Origin of the sequence: Yaniella halotolerans DSM 15476 (genome assembly GCF_000420805.1) — a bacterium.
Lineage (GTDB): Bacteria > Actinomycetota > Actinomycetes > Actinomycetales > Micrococcaceae > Yaniella > Yaniella halotolerans.
Genome location: NZ_ATVQ01000001.1, coordinates 20,419 through 38,164, shown reverse-complemented (window position 1 = coordinate 38,164; position 17,746 = coordinate 20,419). Strand labels below are relative to the sequence as shown.

18 protein-coding genes are annotated in these 17,746 nt (G+C 53.8%); 10 read left to right on the top strand and 8 right to left on the bottom strand.

Features of this window, described 5'->3' with window-relative positions; translation table 11 throughout:
• The first annotated feature begins 153 nt into the window (after positions 1 to 153).
• The 9 genes from hflX (at position 154) to G583_RS0100135 (ending at position 8,544) form a co-directional block, all read left to right on the top strand.
• Positions 154 to 1,692 (top strand): GTPase HflX, encoded by a 1,539-nt coding sequence (gene hflX, locus G583_RS13265; RefSeq protein ID WP_022869168.1) that lies wholly within the window; start codon positions 154 to 156, stop codon positions 1,690 to 1,692.
• Positions 1,682 to 3,724 (top strand): ATP-dependent DNA helicase, encoded by a 2,043-nt coding sequence (locus G583_RS13260; protein WP_022869167.1) that lies wholly within the window; start codon positions 1,682 to 1,684, stop codon positions 3,722 to 3,724. Before hflX ends, G583_RS13260 begins: the two co-directional genes overlap by 11 nt.
• A 100-nt stretch (positions 3,725 to 3,824) precedes the next feature.
• Positions 3,825 to 4,178: a LysM peptidoglycan-binding domain-containing protein gene (locus G583_RS13255; RefSeq protein ID WP_022869166.1), complete on the top strand. Its 354-nt coding sequence runs from the start codon at positions 3,825 to 3,827 to the stop codon at positions 4,176 to 4,178.
• A 62-nt stretch (positions 4,179 to 4,240) separates the two neighbouring features.
• Positions 4,241 to 5,356 carry a histidinol-phosphate transaminase gene (locus G583_RS0100160; protein WP_022869165.1) on the top strand — a complete coding sequence of 372 codons (1,116 nt, stop codon included), beginning with the start codon at positions 4,241 to 4,243 and terminating at the stop codon, positions 5,354 to 5,356.
• 79 nt (positions 5,357 to 5,435) lie between these two features.
• Positions 5,436 to 6,053, top strand: a complete 618-nt coding sequence (gene hisB / locus G583_RS0100155; protein ID WP_022869164.1) for an imidazoleglycerol-phosphate dehydratase HisB — start codon at positions 5,436 to 5,438, stop codon at positions 6,051 to 6,053.
• Positions 6,053 to 6,691: an imidazole glycerol phosphate synthase subunit HisH gene (gene hisH / locus G583_RS0100150; RefSeq protein ID WP_022869163.1), complete on the top strand. Its 639-nt coding sequence runs from the start codon at positions 6,053 to 6,055 to the stop codon at positions 6,689 to 6,691. Before hisB ends, hisH begins: the two co-directional genes overlap by 1 nt.
• The gene (locus tag G583_RS16765) at positions 6,691 to 6,855 is read left to right on the top strand and encodes a hypothetical protein (RefSeq protein ID WP_022869162.1); all 165 of its coding nucleotides are present in this window, start codon (positions 6,691 to 6,693) and stop codon (positions 6,853 to 6,855) included. The genes hisH and G583_RS16765 overlap by 1 nt, the downstream gene beginning before the upstream one ends.
• A gap of 12 nt (positions 6,856 to 6,867) precedes the next feature.
• The gene (priA, locus tag G583_RS0100140; protein WP_022869161.1) at positions 6,868 to 7,614 is read left to right on the top strand and encodes a bifunctional 1-(5-phosphoribosyl)-5-((5-phosphoribosylamino)methylideneamino)imidazole-4-carboxamide isomerase/phosphoribosylanthranilate isomerase PriA; all 747 of its coding nucleotides are present in this window, start codon (positions 6,868 to 6,870) and stop codon (positions 7,612 to 7,614) included.
• A 6-nt stretch (positions 7,615 to 7,620) separates the two neighbouring features.
• Positions 7,621 to 8,544, top strand: a complete 924-nt coding sequence (locus G583_RS0100135; protein WP_022869160.1) for an SseB family protein — start codon at positions 7,621 to 7,623, stop codon at positions 8,542 to 8,544.
• On the opposite strand, the gene G583_RS0100130 is transcribed toward G583_RS0100135, so the two are convergent.
• The 3 genes from G583_RS0100130 to G583_RS0100120 are packed head-to-tail and all read right to left on the bottom strand — an operon-like array spanning position 8,545 to position 10,896.
• Positions 8,545 to 9,030, bottom strand: a complete 486-nt coding sequence (locus tag G583_RS0100130; RefSeq protein WP_022869159.1) for a MarR family winged helix-turn-helix transcriptional regulator — start codon at positions 9,028 to 9,030, stop codon at positions 8,545 to 8,547.
• Positions 8,999 to 9,682: an FMN reductase gene (locus G583_RS0100125; protein ID WP_051129582.1), complete on the bottom strand. Its 684-nt coding sequence runs from the start codon at positions 9,680 to 9,682 to the stop codon at positions 8,999 to 9,001. Before G583_RS0100125 ends, G583_RS0100130 begins: the two co-directional genes overlap by 32 nt.
• A gap of 53 nt (positions 9,683 to 9,735) precedes the next feature.
• On the bottom strand, positions 9,736 to 10,896 hold the full coding sequence (locus G583_RS0100120) for an LLM class flavin-dependent oxidoreductase (RefSeq protein WP_029629106.1): 1,161 nt from the start codon (positions 10,894 to 10,896) through the stop codon (positions 9,736 to 9,738).
• 178 nt (positions 10,897 to 11,074) lie between these two features.
• Here G583_RS0100120 and G583_RS0100115 point away from each other — a divergent pair, with 178 nt between their 5' ends.
• On the top strand, positions 11,075 to 11,524 hold the full coding sequence (locus tag G583_RS0100115) for a (deoxy)nucleoside triphosphate pyrophosphohydrolase (protein WP_022869158.1): 450 nt from the start codon (positions 11,075 to 11,077) through the stop codon (positions 11,522 to 11,524).
• Positions 11,525 to 11,579: 55 nt separating this feature from the next.
• On the opposite strand, the gene G583_RS0100110 is transcribed toward G583_RS0100115, so the two are convergent.
• From G583_RS0100110 to G583_RS0100090, 5 genes are read right to left on the bottom strand one after another with little or no spacing between them, the layout of a single operon-like run.
• Entirely contained in the window at positions 11,580 to 12,437 is an 858-nt protein-coding gene (locus G583_RS0100110; RefSeq protein ID WP_022869157.1) for an HpcH/HpaI aldolase/citrate lyase family protein, read from the bottom strand.
• Positions 12,434 to 12,934: a MaoC family dehydratase gene (locus G583_RS0100105; protein WP_022869156.1), complete on the bottom strand. Its 501-nt coding sequence runs from the start codon at positions 12,932 to 12,934 to the stop codon at positions 12,434 to 12,436. Before G583_RS0100105 ends, G583_RS0100110 begins: the two co-directional genes overlap by 4 nt.
• 7 nt (positions 12,935 to 12,941) lie before the next feature.
• Positions 12,942 to 14,081: an acyl-CoA dehydrogenase family protein gene (locus G583_RS0100100; protein ID WP_022869155.1), complete on the bottom strand. Its 1,140-nt coding sequence runs from the start codon at positions 14,079 to 14,081 to the stop codon at positions 12,942 to 12,944.
• 28 nt (positions 14,082 to 14,109) lie between these two features.
• Positions 14,110 to 16,095 (bottom strand): ATP-binding protein, encoded by a 1,986-nt coding sequence (locus G583_RS0100095; protein WP_022869154.1) that lies wholly within the window; start codon positions 16,093 to 16,095, stop codon positions 14,110 to 14,112.
• Between the two features lie 5 nt (positions 16,096 to 16,100).
• Positions 16,101 to 17,708, bottom strand: a complete 1,608-nt coding sequence (locus G583_RS0100090) for a carboxyl transferase domain-containing protein (RefSeq protein ID WP_022869153.1) — start codon at positions 17,706 to 17,708, stop codon at positions 16,101 to 16,103.
• Positions 17,709 to 17,746 lie beyond the last annotated feature (38 nt).

Below are 17,746 nucleotides of genomic sequence, written 5' to 3'. Positions count from 1 at the left end.
GAGACCCTCGGGAATACGTCATGCTGTCTCAGCGTTGTTCTAGACAGTAGTGAATATTCGAATAACCGCTAGGACAGGCCGCTGATGGCGGGCCTATCGGTGACAAATATGAGATACTGCTAGATAAGAATTTCGTCTCTGAACAAGGAGAAAATGGTCACACAACACGAGCCCTCTGAACCTCACATCGATCAACAAGTCAAAGCGTTGATCGACCGAATTCTGTCTGCCGACGACGCGAAGCCGTCGCATAGCAGCTCTGAACTTCCAGATGTAGCAGCGACTGCTCAAGCACTCGACACAGGGGCTTCGAATCATACCGAATTTGATGGTGATCAATTTGAGTTAGAACAACGTCACGCTCTGCGCCGCGTTGCAGGTCTTTCGACAGAACTGGAGGACGTTACCGAAGTTGAGTATCGAAAACTTCGGCTGGAACACGTAGTCCTGGCCGGGTTATGGACAGATGGTTCTGTTGCTGAAGCGGAACATTCTCTGCGCGAGCTCGCCGCCTTGGCGAGCACAGCAGGATCAACGGTGCTCGATGGCATTATTCAGCGACGCCATGCCCCGGATCCTGCAACATTTCTAGGACGGGGTAAAGCACAGCAGCTTGCCGACGTCGTTCGGGAGCACGGCGCGGATACGGTGATCGTTGATACCGAGTTGGCACCGTCCCAGCGGAGGGGCCTCGAAGACGTAGTTGGCGTCAAAGTTATTGACCGCACAGCGTTGATTCTGGATATTTTTGCGCAGCATGCCCAGTCAAAAGAGGGTAAGGCCCAGGTGGAGCTGGCACAACTTGAATACTTGTTACCCCGCCTGCGTGGTTGGGGTGAATCCATGTCACGTCAGGCTGGTGGTCAGGCTGCTGGCGGCGCTGGAATCGGCTCGCGTGGACCAGGTGAAACCAAGATCGAACTCGACCGCCGTCGTATTCGTGACCGTATGTCGAAACTGCGGCGCGACATCAAGCAAATGAAAAATGCGCGTGTCACCAAACGCGCGCGGCGTCGCCGTAATCAAGTCCCCTCTGTGGCTATCGCTGGATACACCAACGCCGGGAAATCTTCGATCCTGAACCGCTTAACTAAAGCAGGCGTCCTAGTCGAAAACGCGCTATTTGCTACGTTGGACCCAACTGTTCGTGCTACACAAACTGACGATGGTGTTGCATACACGCTGACCGATACTGTTGGCTTTGTACGTCAGCTACCAACTCAGTTGGTCGAAGCCTTTCGATCAACTCTGGAAGAAGTTGAAGAAGCAGATCTCATACTGCACGTAGTTGATGCCTCACATCCGGAACCAGAGGCACAAATTGAAGCAGTACACCAGGTATTTGCTGATACCCAGATTCAAGACATGACTGAGATCATTATCTTTAACAAGGCTGATGCGGCTGATCCGCTTGTGTTGGTCCGCTTGCGGCGTCGTTACCCAAACGCCGTCATAGTATCAGCAGCATCCGGTGAAGGCTTTGACGAACTTGAATCAGCTATCGCAGCGGCGTTGCCTCGTCCCACAGTGCATATGGATCTCTTGGTGCCATATACGGACGGCGACGTAGTTCACCGGCTACACTCGGATGACACTGAAATTCTGGCTGAAACGTATGAGCCAGAAGGTACGGCGATGACGGTCGTCGTGTACCCAGAAGACAAGGACCAGTACCTAAGTTATGTCCGGTAATCAACCGGTAGACACCCAGCCATCCAGTCAAACGCAAACCCAAGTTGGAGCGTGGCTGGCCGACGTTGTTGACGAGCTTGGAGGTCAAACGCGTCCCGGTCAGCAGCAAATGGCTGAAGAAGTCACTCATGCGTTTGAAACAGGAACCCACTTATTAGTGCAAGCTGGCACCGGCACGGGCAAGTCTTTGGCCTATTTAATACCTGCCGTGGACCATGCCCTTGGCAGCGATTCTCCTGTAGTGATTGCAACAGCAACCTTGGCGCTTCAATCGCAGATCATCAACCGAGACTTACCAAGCTTGTTGGACACACTTGAACCATCGTTGCCGAGAACCGTTGAAGTAGCGTTGCTTAAAGGTCGGGCCAATTATGTGTGCAAACATAAGCTCCACGGAGCTGCTCCCGAACCTGAGGATGAGAGTCTTTTTGGCTCGACAGATACAACCGGACAGCCCTTATCTCAGTTGGGCGAAGAAGTTGTTCGCCTGCGGGACTGGGCCGAAGAGACTGACACGGGGGACCGGGACGATTTGAAACCCGGCGTGACCGATGAAGCCTGGCGTCAGATTTCAGTGACAGCGCGGGAGTGTATTGGGGCATCCAAATGTCCGTTTGCCGAAGAGTGCTTTTCGGAACTTGCCCGTGACGCTGCAGGAAAAGCCGATATTGTCGTGACTAACCACGCAATGTTAGCGATTGCGGCTTTCGAAGACCTCAATCTTATGCCTGAAACCGATGCGATCGTTATTGACGAGGCGCATGAGCTTACCGACCGGGTGACCTCTGCGGTAACGTCGCATTTATCTGGGCCAATGATTCGCAATGTCGCCAAACAAGCCCGCCAAGAGGCCTCAGTAGTTGCTTCTGACCTGACAGATGCTGCAGCCGGGCTAGAAGCCGCGTTTACTCCGGCGCCATCTGGCTGGTTCGCTCAAGGACTCAATGAGCATCAGCTCACCGCGCTCGAAACCGTGCAACATGAGACGCGACAAATGATGACAGATCTGAAAGAACCAGCTTCTAAGGACACCGAAGATTCCAACCGCCAGCTGGTGAAAAACCGATTGAGCGAAATTCTAGAGACCTCAGAGTTGTTGATTTCTGCCGGATCTCAGCCCAAAGGCGATACGGTCGTCTGGGCGACCAGGCCTTCCCATTTTGAGCCAGGCCAAGGGTGGATGGAAGCTGACCCTCATAGTGCGCCTTTACTTTACGCTGCGCCCCTCTCAATAGCCGGGAAATTTCGCGACAAACTGCTCAACGAATCGACCACCATCCTGACGTCAGCGACATTAGCCATTGGTGGAAAATTTGATGGAATCGTCGGAGACCTAGGTTTCACGCTCAACGGAGGAACAAAGTACAAGACCCTGGACGTCGGCAGTCCCTTCGACTATCCACAGCAAGGGATCTTGTATGTTGCTGATGACTTGCCGAAGCCCGGGCCGCAAGCCTCACCCCAGACGCATGAGCGTCTTGAAAAACTTCTTGAGGCGTCCAACGGTGGTGCGCTCTGCCTCTTCTCATCCCGGAGTGCGGCAAAGGCTGCAGCTGAAGAAATGCGACTTCGGTTTGGCGACAAGCTCAACATTCTTTTGCAGGGAGAGTCAACGCTCTCCGGACTCATCGAAGAGTTCACTGAAGATGCACACACGTGTCTTTTCGGGACTCTCACCCTTTGGCAGGGCGTAGATGTTCCCGGTGACGCTTTACGTTTGGTCACGATAGATCGAATTCCCTTCCCACGTCCGGATGATCCGCTGGCTTCTGCTCGCTCTCGGTATATCAGCCAGCGCGGTGGTAACGGTTTCATGGCGGTGTCAGCAAACCACGCGGCAGTACGTCTAGCGCAGGGTGCCGGGAGGCTTATTCGCTCGACCTCGGACCGGGGAGTGGTTGCAATATTGGATTCGAGACTTGCTACGGCTGGATACGGCGGTTTCTTGAAAGCTTCCATGCCCGACTTTTGGGCGACTCGGTCCACCGAACAAGCGCTTTCGAGTTTGAAACGACTGTCAGCCGAAATTTAGTCACAGGTCTGGCGATGCCGGCTCTGGCTTATCATGTCCCACCCCGTTGATTCAATGAATGTATAGAACATTCGAGTTGAACAACGGAAGGATGCTTGCGATGGCTACAACACTGAATATCCGCAAGACAATACAGCACCTTAAACTGACCTCCAGAGGTCGTTGCGTGCTCCAGCTCACCGTTGGTCTTGTTGCGGTTGTACTTGCAGCTGTGACAATAGCAGCGTTCGGATCTCGGCCGCCGATCTCTTCTGCAGTAGCTGCTGATGACAAGGAACAGGTAACGTACCAACAAATTGTCGTGCAACCAGGAGACACCCTGTGGGGCATTTCTAGTCGACTTTCGGATAATGGCAATCAATCAGTGGTACTCGACAAAATCTTGACGTATAACCATCTCGAAACATCCGAACTGGAAGTTGGCCAAGTACTATTAGTCCCCGCATCTGAGTAGAAGGTACGCGTCGTGCGCGTCACTCAGCACTGCGCCAATGAACTCCCAGCTAAGCTATTGCCGTGACTAATCAGCAAGAACAAGCCAAAACTGTTGCCCTAGAGGCACTACCACTTCGTGACAACTTGCGCGGGCAATTCCCATACGGGGCGCCACAGTTGGAAGTAACGCACCTACTGAACACGAATGAGAACACACATCCGGTGCCCCAGGTGGTTGCTGATGCAATCGGCAAGGCAGTGCATACAGCGGCAACCTCGCTGAATCGCTACCCTGATCGGGAATTTACCGAACTGCGCCAACGCTTGGCGGCCTACCTCGGGCACGAACTCACGGAAAATAATGTGTGGGCGGCGAATGGTTCTAATGAAGTGTTACAGCAAGTCCTCCAAGCATTCGGTGGCCCGGGCCGTAAAGTGCTCAGTTTTCCACCAACATACTCGATGTATCCGCTCCTTGCGTCTGGTACGAACACTGAATACATCAGTGGTGTTCGGGCAGACGACTTTACTCTGACACCAGATGAAGCGGCACGCCAAGTTAAAGACACAGCGCCAGACATTGTCTTTCTGTGCTCACCCAACAATCCCACCGGGACTGCCCTCGGGCTTGACGTAGTTGAAGCGGTCTATCAGGCAGGTGAACAGTTCAACACCATCGTCGTGGTAGATGAGGCCTATGAAGAGTTCTCACTTTCAGGCACCAAATCAGCTTTGACACTGTTACAGGGGCGTGAACGGCTGATCGTCTCACGGACCATGTCGAAAGCATTTGCCTTAGCTGGTGCCCGTCTTGGGTATTTGGCAACCTCCCCACAAGTCACCGATGCTTTGAGGCTGGTGCGTCTTCCGTACCATTTGTCCGCTATTACTCAGGCCGCAGCGAATGCAGCCCTAGAACACGTAGACGTGTTGTTGGCGACTGTCGATGAAATCAAAGCTCAACGCGACCGGATTGTACATGAGCTAGAGGAAATGGGATTGAAGCCTGCTGTTTCTGACTCAAACTTTGTCTTCTTCGGCTGGTTTGAAGATGCCCACGCGGTATGGCAAGGCTTGTTAGACCGAGGAGTTTTGATTCGGGATGTGGGCATACCACACCATTTGCGTGTAACAGCTGGGACAGCTGAAGAAACCACTGCGTTCCTTGTTGCGCTTCGCGAGGTAATTAGCGCCTAGAATAGCTTGAAAATATGCGGCGGCGGCTACAATGAATTGTCGCCCCCAAATCCGCCTAATAAGGAGTTTCCTGACCTCTATGACAGCTGAACTGATCTCAGGTCGAAAAGCATCGATGAAGCGTACGACATCCGAGTCGGACGTCTATGTTGAACTCGACCTTGATGGCACCGGTACCTCCGACATATCGACCGGCGTGCCATTTTTCGACCACATGCTGGATGCTCTGACTCGTCACTCGCTCATGGACATGACAGTACAGGCAACAGGTGACACCCACATTGATGTTCACCACACGGTCGAAGACACCGCGATCACACTGGGCGAAGTATTTAGGGTTGCGCTAGGGGATAAGCGTGGCATCCGTCGCTACGGTGAAGCGACAATACCAATGGATGAAGCTTTAGCTCGAGCTGTGGTCGATCTTTCTGGCCGTCCATATTTTCTGCATGAGGGTGAATCTGAAGCCCAGGTCTACCACCTCATAGGTGGGCACTTTACTGGTGCCATGACCCGCCATGTTTTTGAGTCGTTCACCCATCACGCTGCAGTCAACGTGCACATCGACTTGCTGCGGGGTCGTGACCCGCACCACATCGTCGAGGTGCAGTTTAAAGCATTTGCCCGAGCCCTCCGCCAGGCGATTGAACAGGACCCGCGAGTTGACGGGATTCCTTCCACTAAGGGCGCGCTCTAGTGTCCGCTAAGAAACCTACTATTGCAATCGCCGACTACGGCATTGGCAACCTAGGATCATTAGCCAATGCATTTGCCTATAACGGTGCCGATGTGCTGGTTACTTCCCGAGGTGCTGACCTCGTTGCGGCTGACGGCATGGTGCTACCCGGTAACGGGGCATTCGGGGCATGCAAACAAGCTATGGACAAACTCAGTATTTCACGGTGGATCGGACAACGGGTGTCAGGCGGTCGTCCAGTGCTCGGGCTATGTGTCGGCCATCAAGTACTTTTTGATGACTCAACCGAGTTTGGCAGCCATGAGGGAATGGGCGAATGGCCAGGTACCGTTGAAAAACTCAAAGCGGCTACCGTCCCACACTTGGGCTGGAACACCATACGTCCGGCCCAGAACAGCACCATATTTGCAGGTTTAGAGAACGAGCGCTTTTATTTTGCGCATTCGTATGCAGTGCTGGAGTGGAATTTTGATCAGGGGATAGAGGTCATGGAACCGCCCCACGTATCGTGGTCGAATCATGGCGGAGACTTTATTGCAGCTGTGGAAAACGGACCGTTAACTGGCATTCAATTTCATCCCGAACTTTCAGGCTATGCAGGCCTGCAACTGTTAAATAATTGGTTAGGAACTCTATAATGCCTTGGTGGTCGACGTTGCTGTTGGCGCTAGGCGGTATCTTGTTGGGTGGCGCCTGGTCACTGCACAGACAAAAAGCACCTGTATGGGTTCGCATTGCCGCTATCATCCTCGCTGCCCTTGCAATAATTGCGGCGTTCTTTACCATTCCATGGGCCGACTAGTAACGGAGAATCATGTCCACACCATTAGAACTTTTACCAGCCGTCGACGTTCAAGATGGCAAAGCCGTGCGTCTAGTACAGGGTGCCTACGGTACTGCAACCAACTACGGTGACCCTTTCGACGCAGCAATTGGTTGGCAGCAAGCGGGTGCTGAATGGCTGCATCTCGTTGACCTCGATGCAGCGTTTGGACACGGCAATAACCGCGAAATTATCCGGCGCATCACGGGCGAGCTCGGCATCAAAATCGAACTCTCCGGTGGTTTACGTGACGACTCCTCCCTGGATGAAGCACTCGCAATGGGCGCGACACGCGTGAACCTTGGTACTGCTGCTCTAGAAAACCCAGAGTGGACTGCTCAAGTGATCGACAAGTATGGCGCTAAGATTGCTGTAGGTCTCGATGTGCGGGGCGAAAAGCTCGCGACCCGAGGTTGGGTTGAAGAAGGTGGCAACATCTGGGACGTCCTCGCCCAGCTCGAAGAAGCCGGCTGCGCACGATACGTTGTCACGGACATCACGAAGGACGGTACCTTGACTGGCCCAAATACCCAGCTGTTGGTCCAAATCGCCGAAAAGACCGGCAAACCTGTGATCGCCTCTGGCGGGATCTCAACTCTTGATGATATTGCCAAACTTACCGGCATGGTCGATCACGGTATTGAAGGCGCAATTATTGGAAAAGCCCTTTACGCGGGCCAATTTACGCTTCAACAGGCCCTACAGGTCGCTTCCGGCACTGCGGTGAAAGACGTCTAAGCAATAATGCGAGATCAACCCCAACTGCCAGGCCATATTCAAGCAGCGATAGATCGCAACTTGGCCCGCCAAAATCGAGATGCTTTTGGTCGTCCCGCTGATTCAGCCGGTGCGACGTGGGAGGGACGAGATTTGTCTGGTCCTGGGATCGATGGCTCAACCAACCCACTGCATGCATTCGACACAGATGACGGCCTAGCAGATGACGCATGGACCAAAGTCAGCCAAGATTTGATTGACGGCAATGCGAATGAAAATGACGTCTTCGAAGTCCTTGAAAAGATTCGAGTCTTTGCGGCAGTTGTGCCAACCGTTGCCGAATCGAACAGCCACACGCATATTGACCACCATGGTCACGAACACACAGTGGAGTCGGACAAAGAGTCCGATGTTGCGCTAGTCTCGCTGGCATCAGCCGACGGTCGCGGCGCTTTACCCGTCTTCACATCTATCCCGAAATTAACGGCTTGGCACAAAGATGCGCGGCCCGTTGCCGTCTGGATGCCTCGTGCGTGCCTGAGCGCCGTAGATGAAGGTAACGAATTAGTTGTAGTAGATCCTGGAGCGACGCTGACATATGTGGTCCGTCGTCCTGCTGTATATGCGCTTGCCCAGCAGCAGCAATGGACACCATCATATGAAGATGTTGAGATTGCGCAAGACCTTTCAAACCTCACGGATCTTATTCCTGGGTTAGCACAGCTCGCCATGGCGCCGGGTCGAGGCGTCGCAACTCAGACAGCTGACGGGACCGTCGTTGCAGGCGGGGGAGCGGGACCTGAACTTGCATTAGTTGCTACCCCGAATGATCCCTCGGACACCGTAGGGAATAAGCTGATGCTGTCGACATTGCAAACGCTTATTGCCGACGAAGAGCTGCTCGCGCAGCGGGCCGATACCGTGGAAATAATCCTTGGCGAGACCGACTAATTAGTCATCTTTGACTTGATCAAGATTTTCCGAGACCTGCCCAAAGATCTGACGGATCATCGCGAGCTGTTCGTCGGAGACAGCATCGGTGAAAAGGCTTTTGACGCCTTTTGCATGGACAATCGAAGCTCGTCGAAACATGGTTCTGCCTTCGGCCGTGAGCTCGGTTTGCCAAGCACGTCCGTCCTCTGGACACTTCACCCGTTTCACGAGACCCCGTTCGGAGAGCACCTTGACTTGATAAGTCAGTCTGGATGGTGAAAAGACGATCGCATCCGCAAGCTGCCCCATGCGCATACGCCCCTCAGGAGCCTCTGAGAGCAACAGCAGCATGTTGTACTCGCTCAAGGTGAGGCCCATTTGCTGCTTTAGACGCTTCTCTAAGGTGTCGAGAAGACGAGCCGTGGTCTCAAAGTAGACGCGAAACGCTGGGCCAAGAGGCTGACGCAGCTGTTCACTTGTCAGATCCGTTGAGGAGTTGTTCAAAGGGAATCACTTCCAGTACTTTCGGCTGTGACGGTGCACGGCGTGGGCGCGGGGCTAAGCGGGTGACGACGTCAGTCAGGTCATCTCCAGCGTGAGCTATTCTACGACTCAAATACGCTTCATTGGAATTCGGGTCGGGGTTGGCCGAACCCCAGTCTTCCGTGGCGGCGTACACCCCGGTGGGCATAACGCGCATTCGTAGATAGGAAAACAGGGGTCTCATCGCCGTATCGATCACTAACGAGTGGCGAGGACTGCCTCCGGTTGCACCCAACTGGATTGGCACGCCGGTCAGGGAATCATTGTCGATAAGATCCCAAAATGACTTGAAAAGACCAGAATACGTCGCTTTGAACACAGGGGAAACGGCGATGATCCCGTCGGCTTGTTCAACCTCATTGATCATTTTGCTCAATCGCTCAGAACGACTAGAAGTGACCATTGAATCGGCGATATCGGTAGCTACTTCGCGCAGTTCGAAATGCTCCACCTCAGCTCTGTAGCCACGCTGCGACAATGCATCAGCGGTGGCCTCAGCAAGCTGCTTGCCTAGCAGCGAGGTTGAGCTCGGGTCACTCAGACCTGCCGTGATGACTGCAATGTGTCGGGTGTGCGGAGTGAACGGGTCTGTTGATTCAAATGACAATTCCATGGCAATCCTCGTATCGTATCCGATAGCTTAGTGTACTCGGTTGTGACAAGGTGTTATTCAGATTCGCCTTCTTGCGCCTTCTGGCGTTCTTCATAGGCTCGAGAGCCGAGCCCGCCACCTGCGATTGGAGCATTGCCTGCGGCTTGGCGTGCTTTAAGGAACTCGTGGGTTGGTGCAGATGGGACATCTTCGGGGCGGCCTTTTGCAAATTCCTTGCGCAGGGCAGGCAGAACTTTTTCGCCGAACAAATCGATCTGCTCTAACACAGTCTTCGTTGAAAGACCGGCATGGTCGATCAAGAACATTTGACGCTGGTAATCGCCCACCCACTGGCGGAATTCTAGTGTTCGTTCAATGACTTGTTCTGGTGAGCCGACTGTCAGAGGGGACATCTTAGTGAAATCCTCCATTGACGGACCATGGCCATAGACCGGAGCATTATCAAAATAGGGGCGGAACTCATTCCAGGCATCCTGGGAGTTCTCACGCATGAAGGCTTGCCCTCCCAATGCGACGTATGCCTGATTGGCCTTCCCATGACCGTAGTACTCGTAGCGTTGACGGTACAGCTGTACCATCTGGATTACGTGTTCCTTGTTCCAGAAAATATTGTTGTGGAAGAAGCCATCACCGTAATATGCCGCTTGCTCAGCAATTTCTGGTGATCGGATGGACCCATGCCAAACAAATGGTGGCACATCGTCGAGCGGACGTGGAGTCGAAGTGAATTGTTGTAGCGCAGTGCGGAAGCGCCCCTCCCAGTCGACTTCAGTTTCTCGCCAGAGACGGTAGAGCAGGTTGTAGTTTTCGACGGCTAGCGGGATGCCTTGACGGATATCTTTGCCAAACCATGGATAGACTGGGCCGGTATTACCACGCCCCATGGCGAGGTCGACACGTCCGTCGGACAAGTGTTGTAGGTAGGCATAGTCCTCTGCCAGGCGAACCGGATCCATCGTAGTAATCAGGGTGGTCGCCGTCGATAAGACGAGTTTCTTCGTTTGTGCCGCGAGGTACGAAAGCAGAACCGGCGGGTTACCTGGCGCAACAAATGGAGGGTTGTGGTGCTGGCCGGTTGAGAAGACTTCAAAGCCAGCCTGTTCGGCATGCTTTGCTATCTTCACTGTGTCCTTTATACGCTGGTTCTCGGACGGAGCCTTCCCGGTGTGTGGATCCGGCGTTATATCGCCGATGGTGAAGATACCGAACTGCATGCATTTCCCCTTAAAAATTTTTCAACTCTGAACTAACCCGAGTGTATCTGCAAATTGCAAGTATTTCAAATCTGAAATACTTTTGGTGTTCAGACATATTCGAGTTCCGCGACATGCTCTTCGTGAACCAAGAACAACCGCTGCCGCGGATCTTGAGGCACACGATAAACTGGAAGGCATGCATAACACTTTGTCTCAACCAGTCGTTGTGGGTGCCGCTATTTTCGATCATGCGTCCCAGCCAACTAAAATGTTGGCGGCTCGACGGAAGGCACCGAAATCCTTAGCAGGATACTGGGAGTTTCCAGGTGGCAAGGTAGAGCCGGGTGAATCTCATACAGGTGGACTCCTCCGCGAGATTCGAGAAGAACTAGGTGTCGACGTTGAGATTCTGGATTTGATCGAAGCACCAGATGATACGGGCTGGCCTTTGGACAATGGCATGCATCTCCACGTTTTCACGGCTGTCGTGACTGCCGGTGAACCGCTGCCACTGGTCGAGCATGATCGCTTGGAATGGACCGAGTTGAATGCACACGACCTGCATGCTCTGGATTGGATTCCGGCGGATCGTCCGATTGTTGATGCCATACTTGCTCAGCTAAGCGACCACAAAAGCACGGTGTAGGACCGTAGTTGACGGCATCGACGTTGCACCGTCAACCAGAGCCGTTGTTCGATGGCTATTCGGCGCCTCGAGTATTCAATTTCGCGGCTCGATTCACTACATTCTGTGCATGGGCGATCAGGGGGCCGTCCACCATCGTTCCACGGAACTGGAACACTCCTCGCTGCCGTTGAACTTCCGCTAAGAGTGCAAGCGCATATTCATGTTCGTCATCAGTGGGTCGATAAGCCTCGCGGATGACCTGCACTTGGGCTGGGTGAATGCACGCCTTTGCTGTCCAACCGGTTGCTACAGCGTCCTGGGCCTCAGCAATGAACTGGTCAGTAGGCGACAGGTCGGTGTGGATGGTATCGATGCTAGCTTTGCCAGCTGCAGCTGCGGCTAATAACACCTGCGCACGGGCGAAACGTGGCACATCCCGATACGTGCCGTCGGCAAATCGCGAAGCCGAACCGCCCGTGGAGACCATCAGGTCCTCAGACCCCCACATGAGTGCAACGACTGAGGGATGTTTGGCGATCTGCGGAGCCTCCGTAACGCCCGACGCTGACTCGCACAGTGCAATGATCTCCACACCGGGCAGCTCCGAGGTGACACGCGAAATATCGTCGCTGCTTTCGACTTTTGGAACCATCACATAGCGAATAGCAGTGTCGGCTAATAGCTCGACGTCCTTGCCGAAATCTGGTTCCATGACAGGATTTACACGAACGATCGTTTTCGAGATTGTTGCTGCATCACTGCTGGACAAATGGTCTGCCAGTGCTTTCCGAGCGTTCGGCCGGTCACTCGGAGCCACAGCGTCTTCGAGGTCGATGATTACGGCATCGGATCGTTCATATGCTTTCGCATATCGCTCGGGACGGTCTGCCGGGACAAAGAGTATTGCTGGTCCCATGTCAAACGTCATCATGCAGTTGCCCCTCGATGCTTTGCTTCTGATTCCCACAACATGGTCGAGCGAATACACTCTGCTACAACATCGCCGTGTTGATTCCGACCGATATGTTGGAATTTAATGATGCCCTGACCTGGGCGGGACGACGACAGCCGTTTATCCAAAATTTCAGTCTCGGTATATAGCGTGTCACCGTGGTAAAGCGGTTTGGGGAAATTGACTTTCTCAAATCCTAGGTTTGCCACGATAGTGCCTTGGGTGAGCTGGGCGACCGATGCCCCAACGATCGTCGATAAAGTGAACATTGAGTTGACCAGCGGGTGACCAAACTCTTGCTGTGAAGACCAATGTGCATCCAAGTGCAGTGACTGGGTGTTCATCGTTAGCGTCGTGAAGTTCACGTTGTCAGATTCTGTGACTGTACGCCCGGGCGCATGCCGATAGATGGCGCCCGTTTCGATTTCATCGTAGTAAAGACCACGTTGCTGAATGATTTTAGGGTGATCAGTCATGCCGCTCCTACAAGCCCAGTGATCTGGCGATCAGCATAAGTTGTACTTCGGTAGTGCCCTCGCCAATCTCCAGGATTTTGGAATCCCGATAATGGCGAGCCACAAGCGTCTCGTTCATGAAACCATAGCCACCGAAAATCTGGGTGGCGTCTCGGGCATTGTCCATAGCAGCCTCAGACGCCACCATCTTGGCAATCGAAGCTTCGGTTTTGAACGGCTGACCTGCCACTATTTTCATAGCAGCTGCATAATATGCGGAACGTGCGGCATAGGCTCGAGCCTGCATCCGCGCAATCTTGAACGAGACGCCCTGGTTTTCTCCGATGGGGCGGCCAAAGGTTGTCCGAGTCTTGGCATACCGTACGGATTCGTCCACACAGCCCTGAGCAGCACCGGTGGCAAGAGCGGCAATTGCCACGCGACCTTCATCAAGGATGCCCATAAAATTGGCGAAGCCGCGTCCACGTTCGCCCAGTAAATTTTCTTCAGGGACCTGAACATCTTGAAGGGTCAGTGGATGGGTATCGGAGGCGTTCCAGCCGACCTTGTCATAGGCTGGTTCTGCGGTAAAGCCGGGCGTATCTGTCGGCACGATGATTGTTGTGATCTCATCCTGGCCGGTTACGGCGGTGACAGTCACCATCGAGGTAATATCGGTGCCTGAGTTCGTGATGAACTCTTTGTTTCCGTTGATGGTCCAGGTCCCATTGTCTAGTGTGGCCTTGGTTTGTGTGCCACCGGCGTCGGATCCCGCTGCAGGTTCTGTGAGTCCGAACCCGGCGAGCTGTTTTGCCTCGGCGAGCGCTGGGAGCCACTGTTGCTTCTGTTCTTCGGTCCCGTACTTCAGGATGGGCATCATACCAAGCGATACCCCCGCCTCAAGAGTGATGGCTACTGATTGGTCGACTTTGGCCAACTCTTCGAGCGCCAAACACAGGGTGAAATAGTCGCCCCCTTGGCCACCGTATTCTTCGGGAATCGGCAGCCCAAATAGCCCCATCTCACCCATCTGGTCAATGACTTCGTAGGGGAATGATTTTTCTTTGTCGTGCTTTGCAGAGACGGGGGCTACCACGTCTTGAGTGAACTCGCGGACGCCTTCAACGAGGGCGAGTTGTTCTTCATCCAGGAGGTGATCGATTGACATAGATAAACCTTCTTTCGCCGAACCAGCTCTACTCGCCGTCTTCGGTATTGTCTGCGGTGACCGTTAGAATATTCTGATCTAATCTGACTTGTTGCGCATCGGTAACGTGAATTGTCACGGTGCCATTCAGCGGGGCTTTGAGCGGATGCTCCATTTTCATTGCTTCAATCGTGACAACCGTTTGGCCTGCACTGACATGACTTCCGTCAGGCACATGTATCGCCGTCACGGTGCCTGGGAGTGGTGCTCGGACCTGTGGGTCGACGCCACGTTCTTCGGCTTCGAGGCTGGCCAGCGTGTGGAGTACCTGGGCTCGGTGATCAAGTACCGTCACCACACCGGTGAAGGTATTGGAATCCACCCAAACGCGTGTGCCGGTAGGCTTTCGCGCTTCTGCGATCAGTGTGACTAGCTGTGCGCCAGCTTCATCGTGATAGATGAATTCATGTTGTTTTTCAGCGGGGACCAAATGGGTATCGGCGTCAAGTGATATCTGAAAGACTTGGCTTTCTTCCTCGTCGGTGTGAACTTGGTAGGCGGGGGAGACGGAACCAGTGATTCTAAATCCGTCATTGGACCACGCGGATGTGGGCGCTTGCGTATTGATATGCACCAGGTGTGCTGCCATGTGAGCATGTTGTGGTGCGGGATCATCAAACTCCATGTTGGGAAGCCGTTGCTCTACCAGTGTTGTGTCCATCTCGCCTGCGACGACATTTGGATCTCTGATGAGGTGCTGGAGGTATTCGAGGTTGGTATTGACCCCCAGAATGGTCATCTCATCTAAGGCTTGATCCAACCGTGCTAACGCTTCTGCTCGGTTGCGGCCAGTCGCGATGACTTTGGCCACCATCGGGTCGAACTCAATGCCAATTTCCGAACCGACCCGAAGCCCAGAGTCGACGCGTATACCGGCGCCGGTAGGTTCAGTTAGATGTAGCACTGTTCCGGTAGAGGGCATGAATCCGGCTGCCGGGGTTTCCGCGTAGACACGAGCTTCAACGGAGTGCCCCTGTGAAATCACATCATGTTGTTCCACGGATAGAACTTCTCCAGCGGCAATCCGAATCTGCTGTTCTACCAGATCGATGCCGGTGGTTTCTTCGGTAACGGGGTGTTCAACCTGCAACCGGGTGTTCATTTCCATGAAATAGAACTTGTCGGGTTCTGTATCGGACACCAGAAATTCTACGGTTCCGGCACCCACATAGTTCACGGACTTTGCCGTTTCTACGGCAGCTTCTCCAATGCGGTTCCGCGTTTCGGGGGTCAGTAGTACTGAAGGGGCTTCTTCGATAATTTTTTGGTGACGACGCTGCAATGAGCACTCGCGTTCGCCCAGATGAATGACATTACCGTGGGTGTCTGCTAACACCTGTACTTCGATATGACGCGGCGCGCGGACGAGTTGTTCAATCAGCAGCGTATCGTCGCCAAAGGCTGCCTTGGCAACACGGCGTGCGGTTTCCAACTGCCCCGCGAGTTCACTGTGTGATTCGACGACGTGCATACCTTTGCCGCCGCCGCCGGCAGATGGCTTGATGAGCATCGGGAAGGTCATATGTCGGGTGGCATCGATGAGTTCTGCATCGCTGAGTCCGGGTTCAGAAACCCCCTCTACCATCGGCACACCGGCCTCGGCGACATGATTCTTGGACCGAATTTTGTCGCCCATGACTTCAAGGGCATGTTCATTGGGCCCGATGAATGTGATGCCGGCTTGTTGACAAGCCCGTGCGAGCTCCACGTTTTCAGAGATGAAACCATAGCCCGGGTGAATCGCCTCGGCACCGGTTTCAACCGCAGCTTGTACCACCGCATGGGGATTGAGGTAGGAATCCGCAGATGTCTCACCGAGCAATACAGCCTGGTGCGCGAACCGCACGTGGGCTGCATCCTGATCAGCCTCTGAATAGACAGCCACCGATCGAATACCTAGGTCATGGAGTGTTTTGGCAATGCGAATAGCGATTTCGCCACGATTTGCAATGAGGACTTTAGAAAATAGCTGCATATCAATCACATCCGGAATAGACCAAATTGGGGGTCAGCCATTGGGGCGCGGGCGCAAACATCGAGTGCCATGGCCACTACACGACGAGTATCTTCTGGATCGATGATGCCGTCGTCCCAGAGCCGCGCAGTGGAATAGTAAGCGTCGCCCTGAGCATTGTATTGGTCCAAAATTGGTTGTTTGAAGGCAACTTCGTCCTCGTCAGACCACTCTTCGCCGGCGGCCTCATACTGGTCTCGCTTTACAGTGGCCAAGACCCCGGCTGCCTGTTCGGGGCCCATGACGGAGATCCGGGCATTGGGCCACATGAAAAGGAATCGTGGTGAATATGCACGTCCACACATGGAGTAGTTGCCGGCACCGAAGGAGCCACCAATGACCACGGTGATTTTTGGTACTCGAGTGGTGGATACAGCGGTCACCATCTTGGCGCCGTTCTTCGCAATGCCGCCAGCCTCATAGTCTTTACCAACCATAAAGCCTGAAATATTCTGCAGGAACAAGAGCGGAATCCCTCGCTGATCGGCGAGTTCAATAAAATGTGCGCCTTTGAGAGAAGATTCCGAAAACAGGATGCCGTTGTTGGCGATGATGCCCACCGGGTGTCCATCGATGCGGGCAAAACCCGTGACAAGCGTCGTGCCGTAATTCTCTTTGAACTCATGAAACGTATCAGCGTCAATGATGCGTGAAATGATTTCGCGGACGTCAAACGAGGTTTGCTGATCGGTTGGAACAACTCCGCAGATCTCGCCTGGATCGTGAGCAGGTTCTACAGCTTCAAGCTTGCTCCAGATTCGGTCAGGGGTTTCCGGCAGCGTAGCGACAATATTGCGAACGATCTGCAGGGCATGGTCGTCGTTTTCTGCAATATGATCTGCCACACCGGACGTCCCCGTATGCACCTCAGCGCCGCCGAGTGCTTCCGAAGTCACGACTTCTCCGGTGGCCGCCTTTACCAACGGGGGGCCACCCAGGAAAATCGTGCCTTGGTTCCTGACAATGACGGATTCGTCGCTCATTGCCGGAACATATGCGCCACCGGCTGTAGAAGACCCAAGTACCGCTGCGATTTGTGGAATACCACGTGATGACAGTTGTGACTGGTTATAAAAGATGCGTCCGAAGTGCTCTCGATCAGGAAAAACCTCATCCTGCCGTGGTAGAAATGCGCCGCCCGAGTCCACAAGGTACAAGCATGGGAGACGGTTATCCATGGCGACCTCTTGTGCACGGAGGTGCTTTTTGACCGTCATTGGATAGTATGTGCCACCTTTAACTGTCGAATCGTTGCACACGATCATGACGTAGCGACCCTGGACTAGCCCGATCCCGGCGATAAGCCCGGCTCCGGGGGCATCGTCGTCATACATCCCGAAGGCTGCTAATGAGCCAATCTCTAAGAACGGGGAACCCGGGTCAAGTACGCGATGAACGCGCTCGCGGGGCAGTAAGCGTCCCCGATCTAGATGGCGTTGACGAGCACGTTCCGAACCGCCTTTAGCAACCTCAGCCATGCGGTCGCGCAGTTGTTGGCGCAGTTGGCTGTGATGGGTAAAGTTTGCTTGATATTGCTCGGAGTTGGCATCAACCTGTGTAATCAGCTGTTGCATTCTTCTCCTGACAGAATGGATGCAGTGGAAGTTTCAGT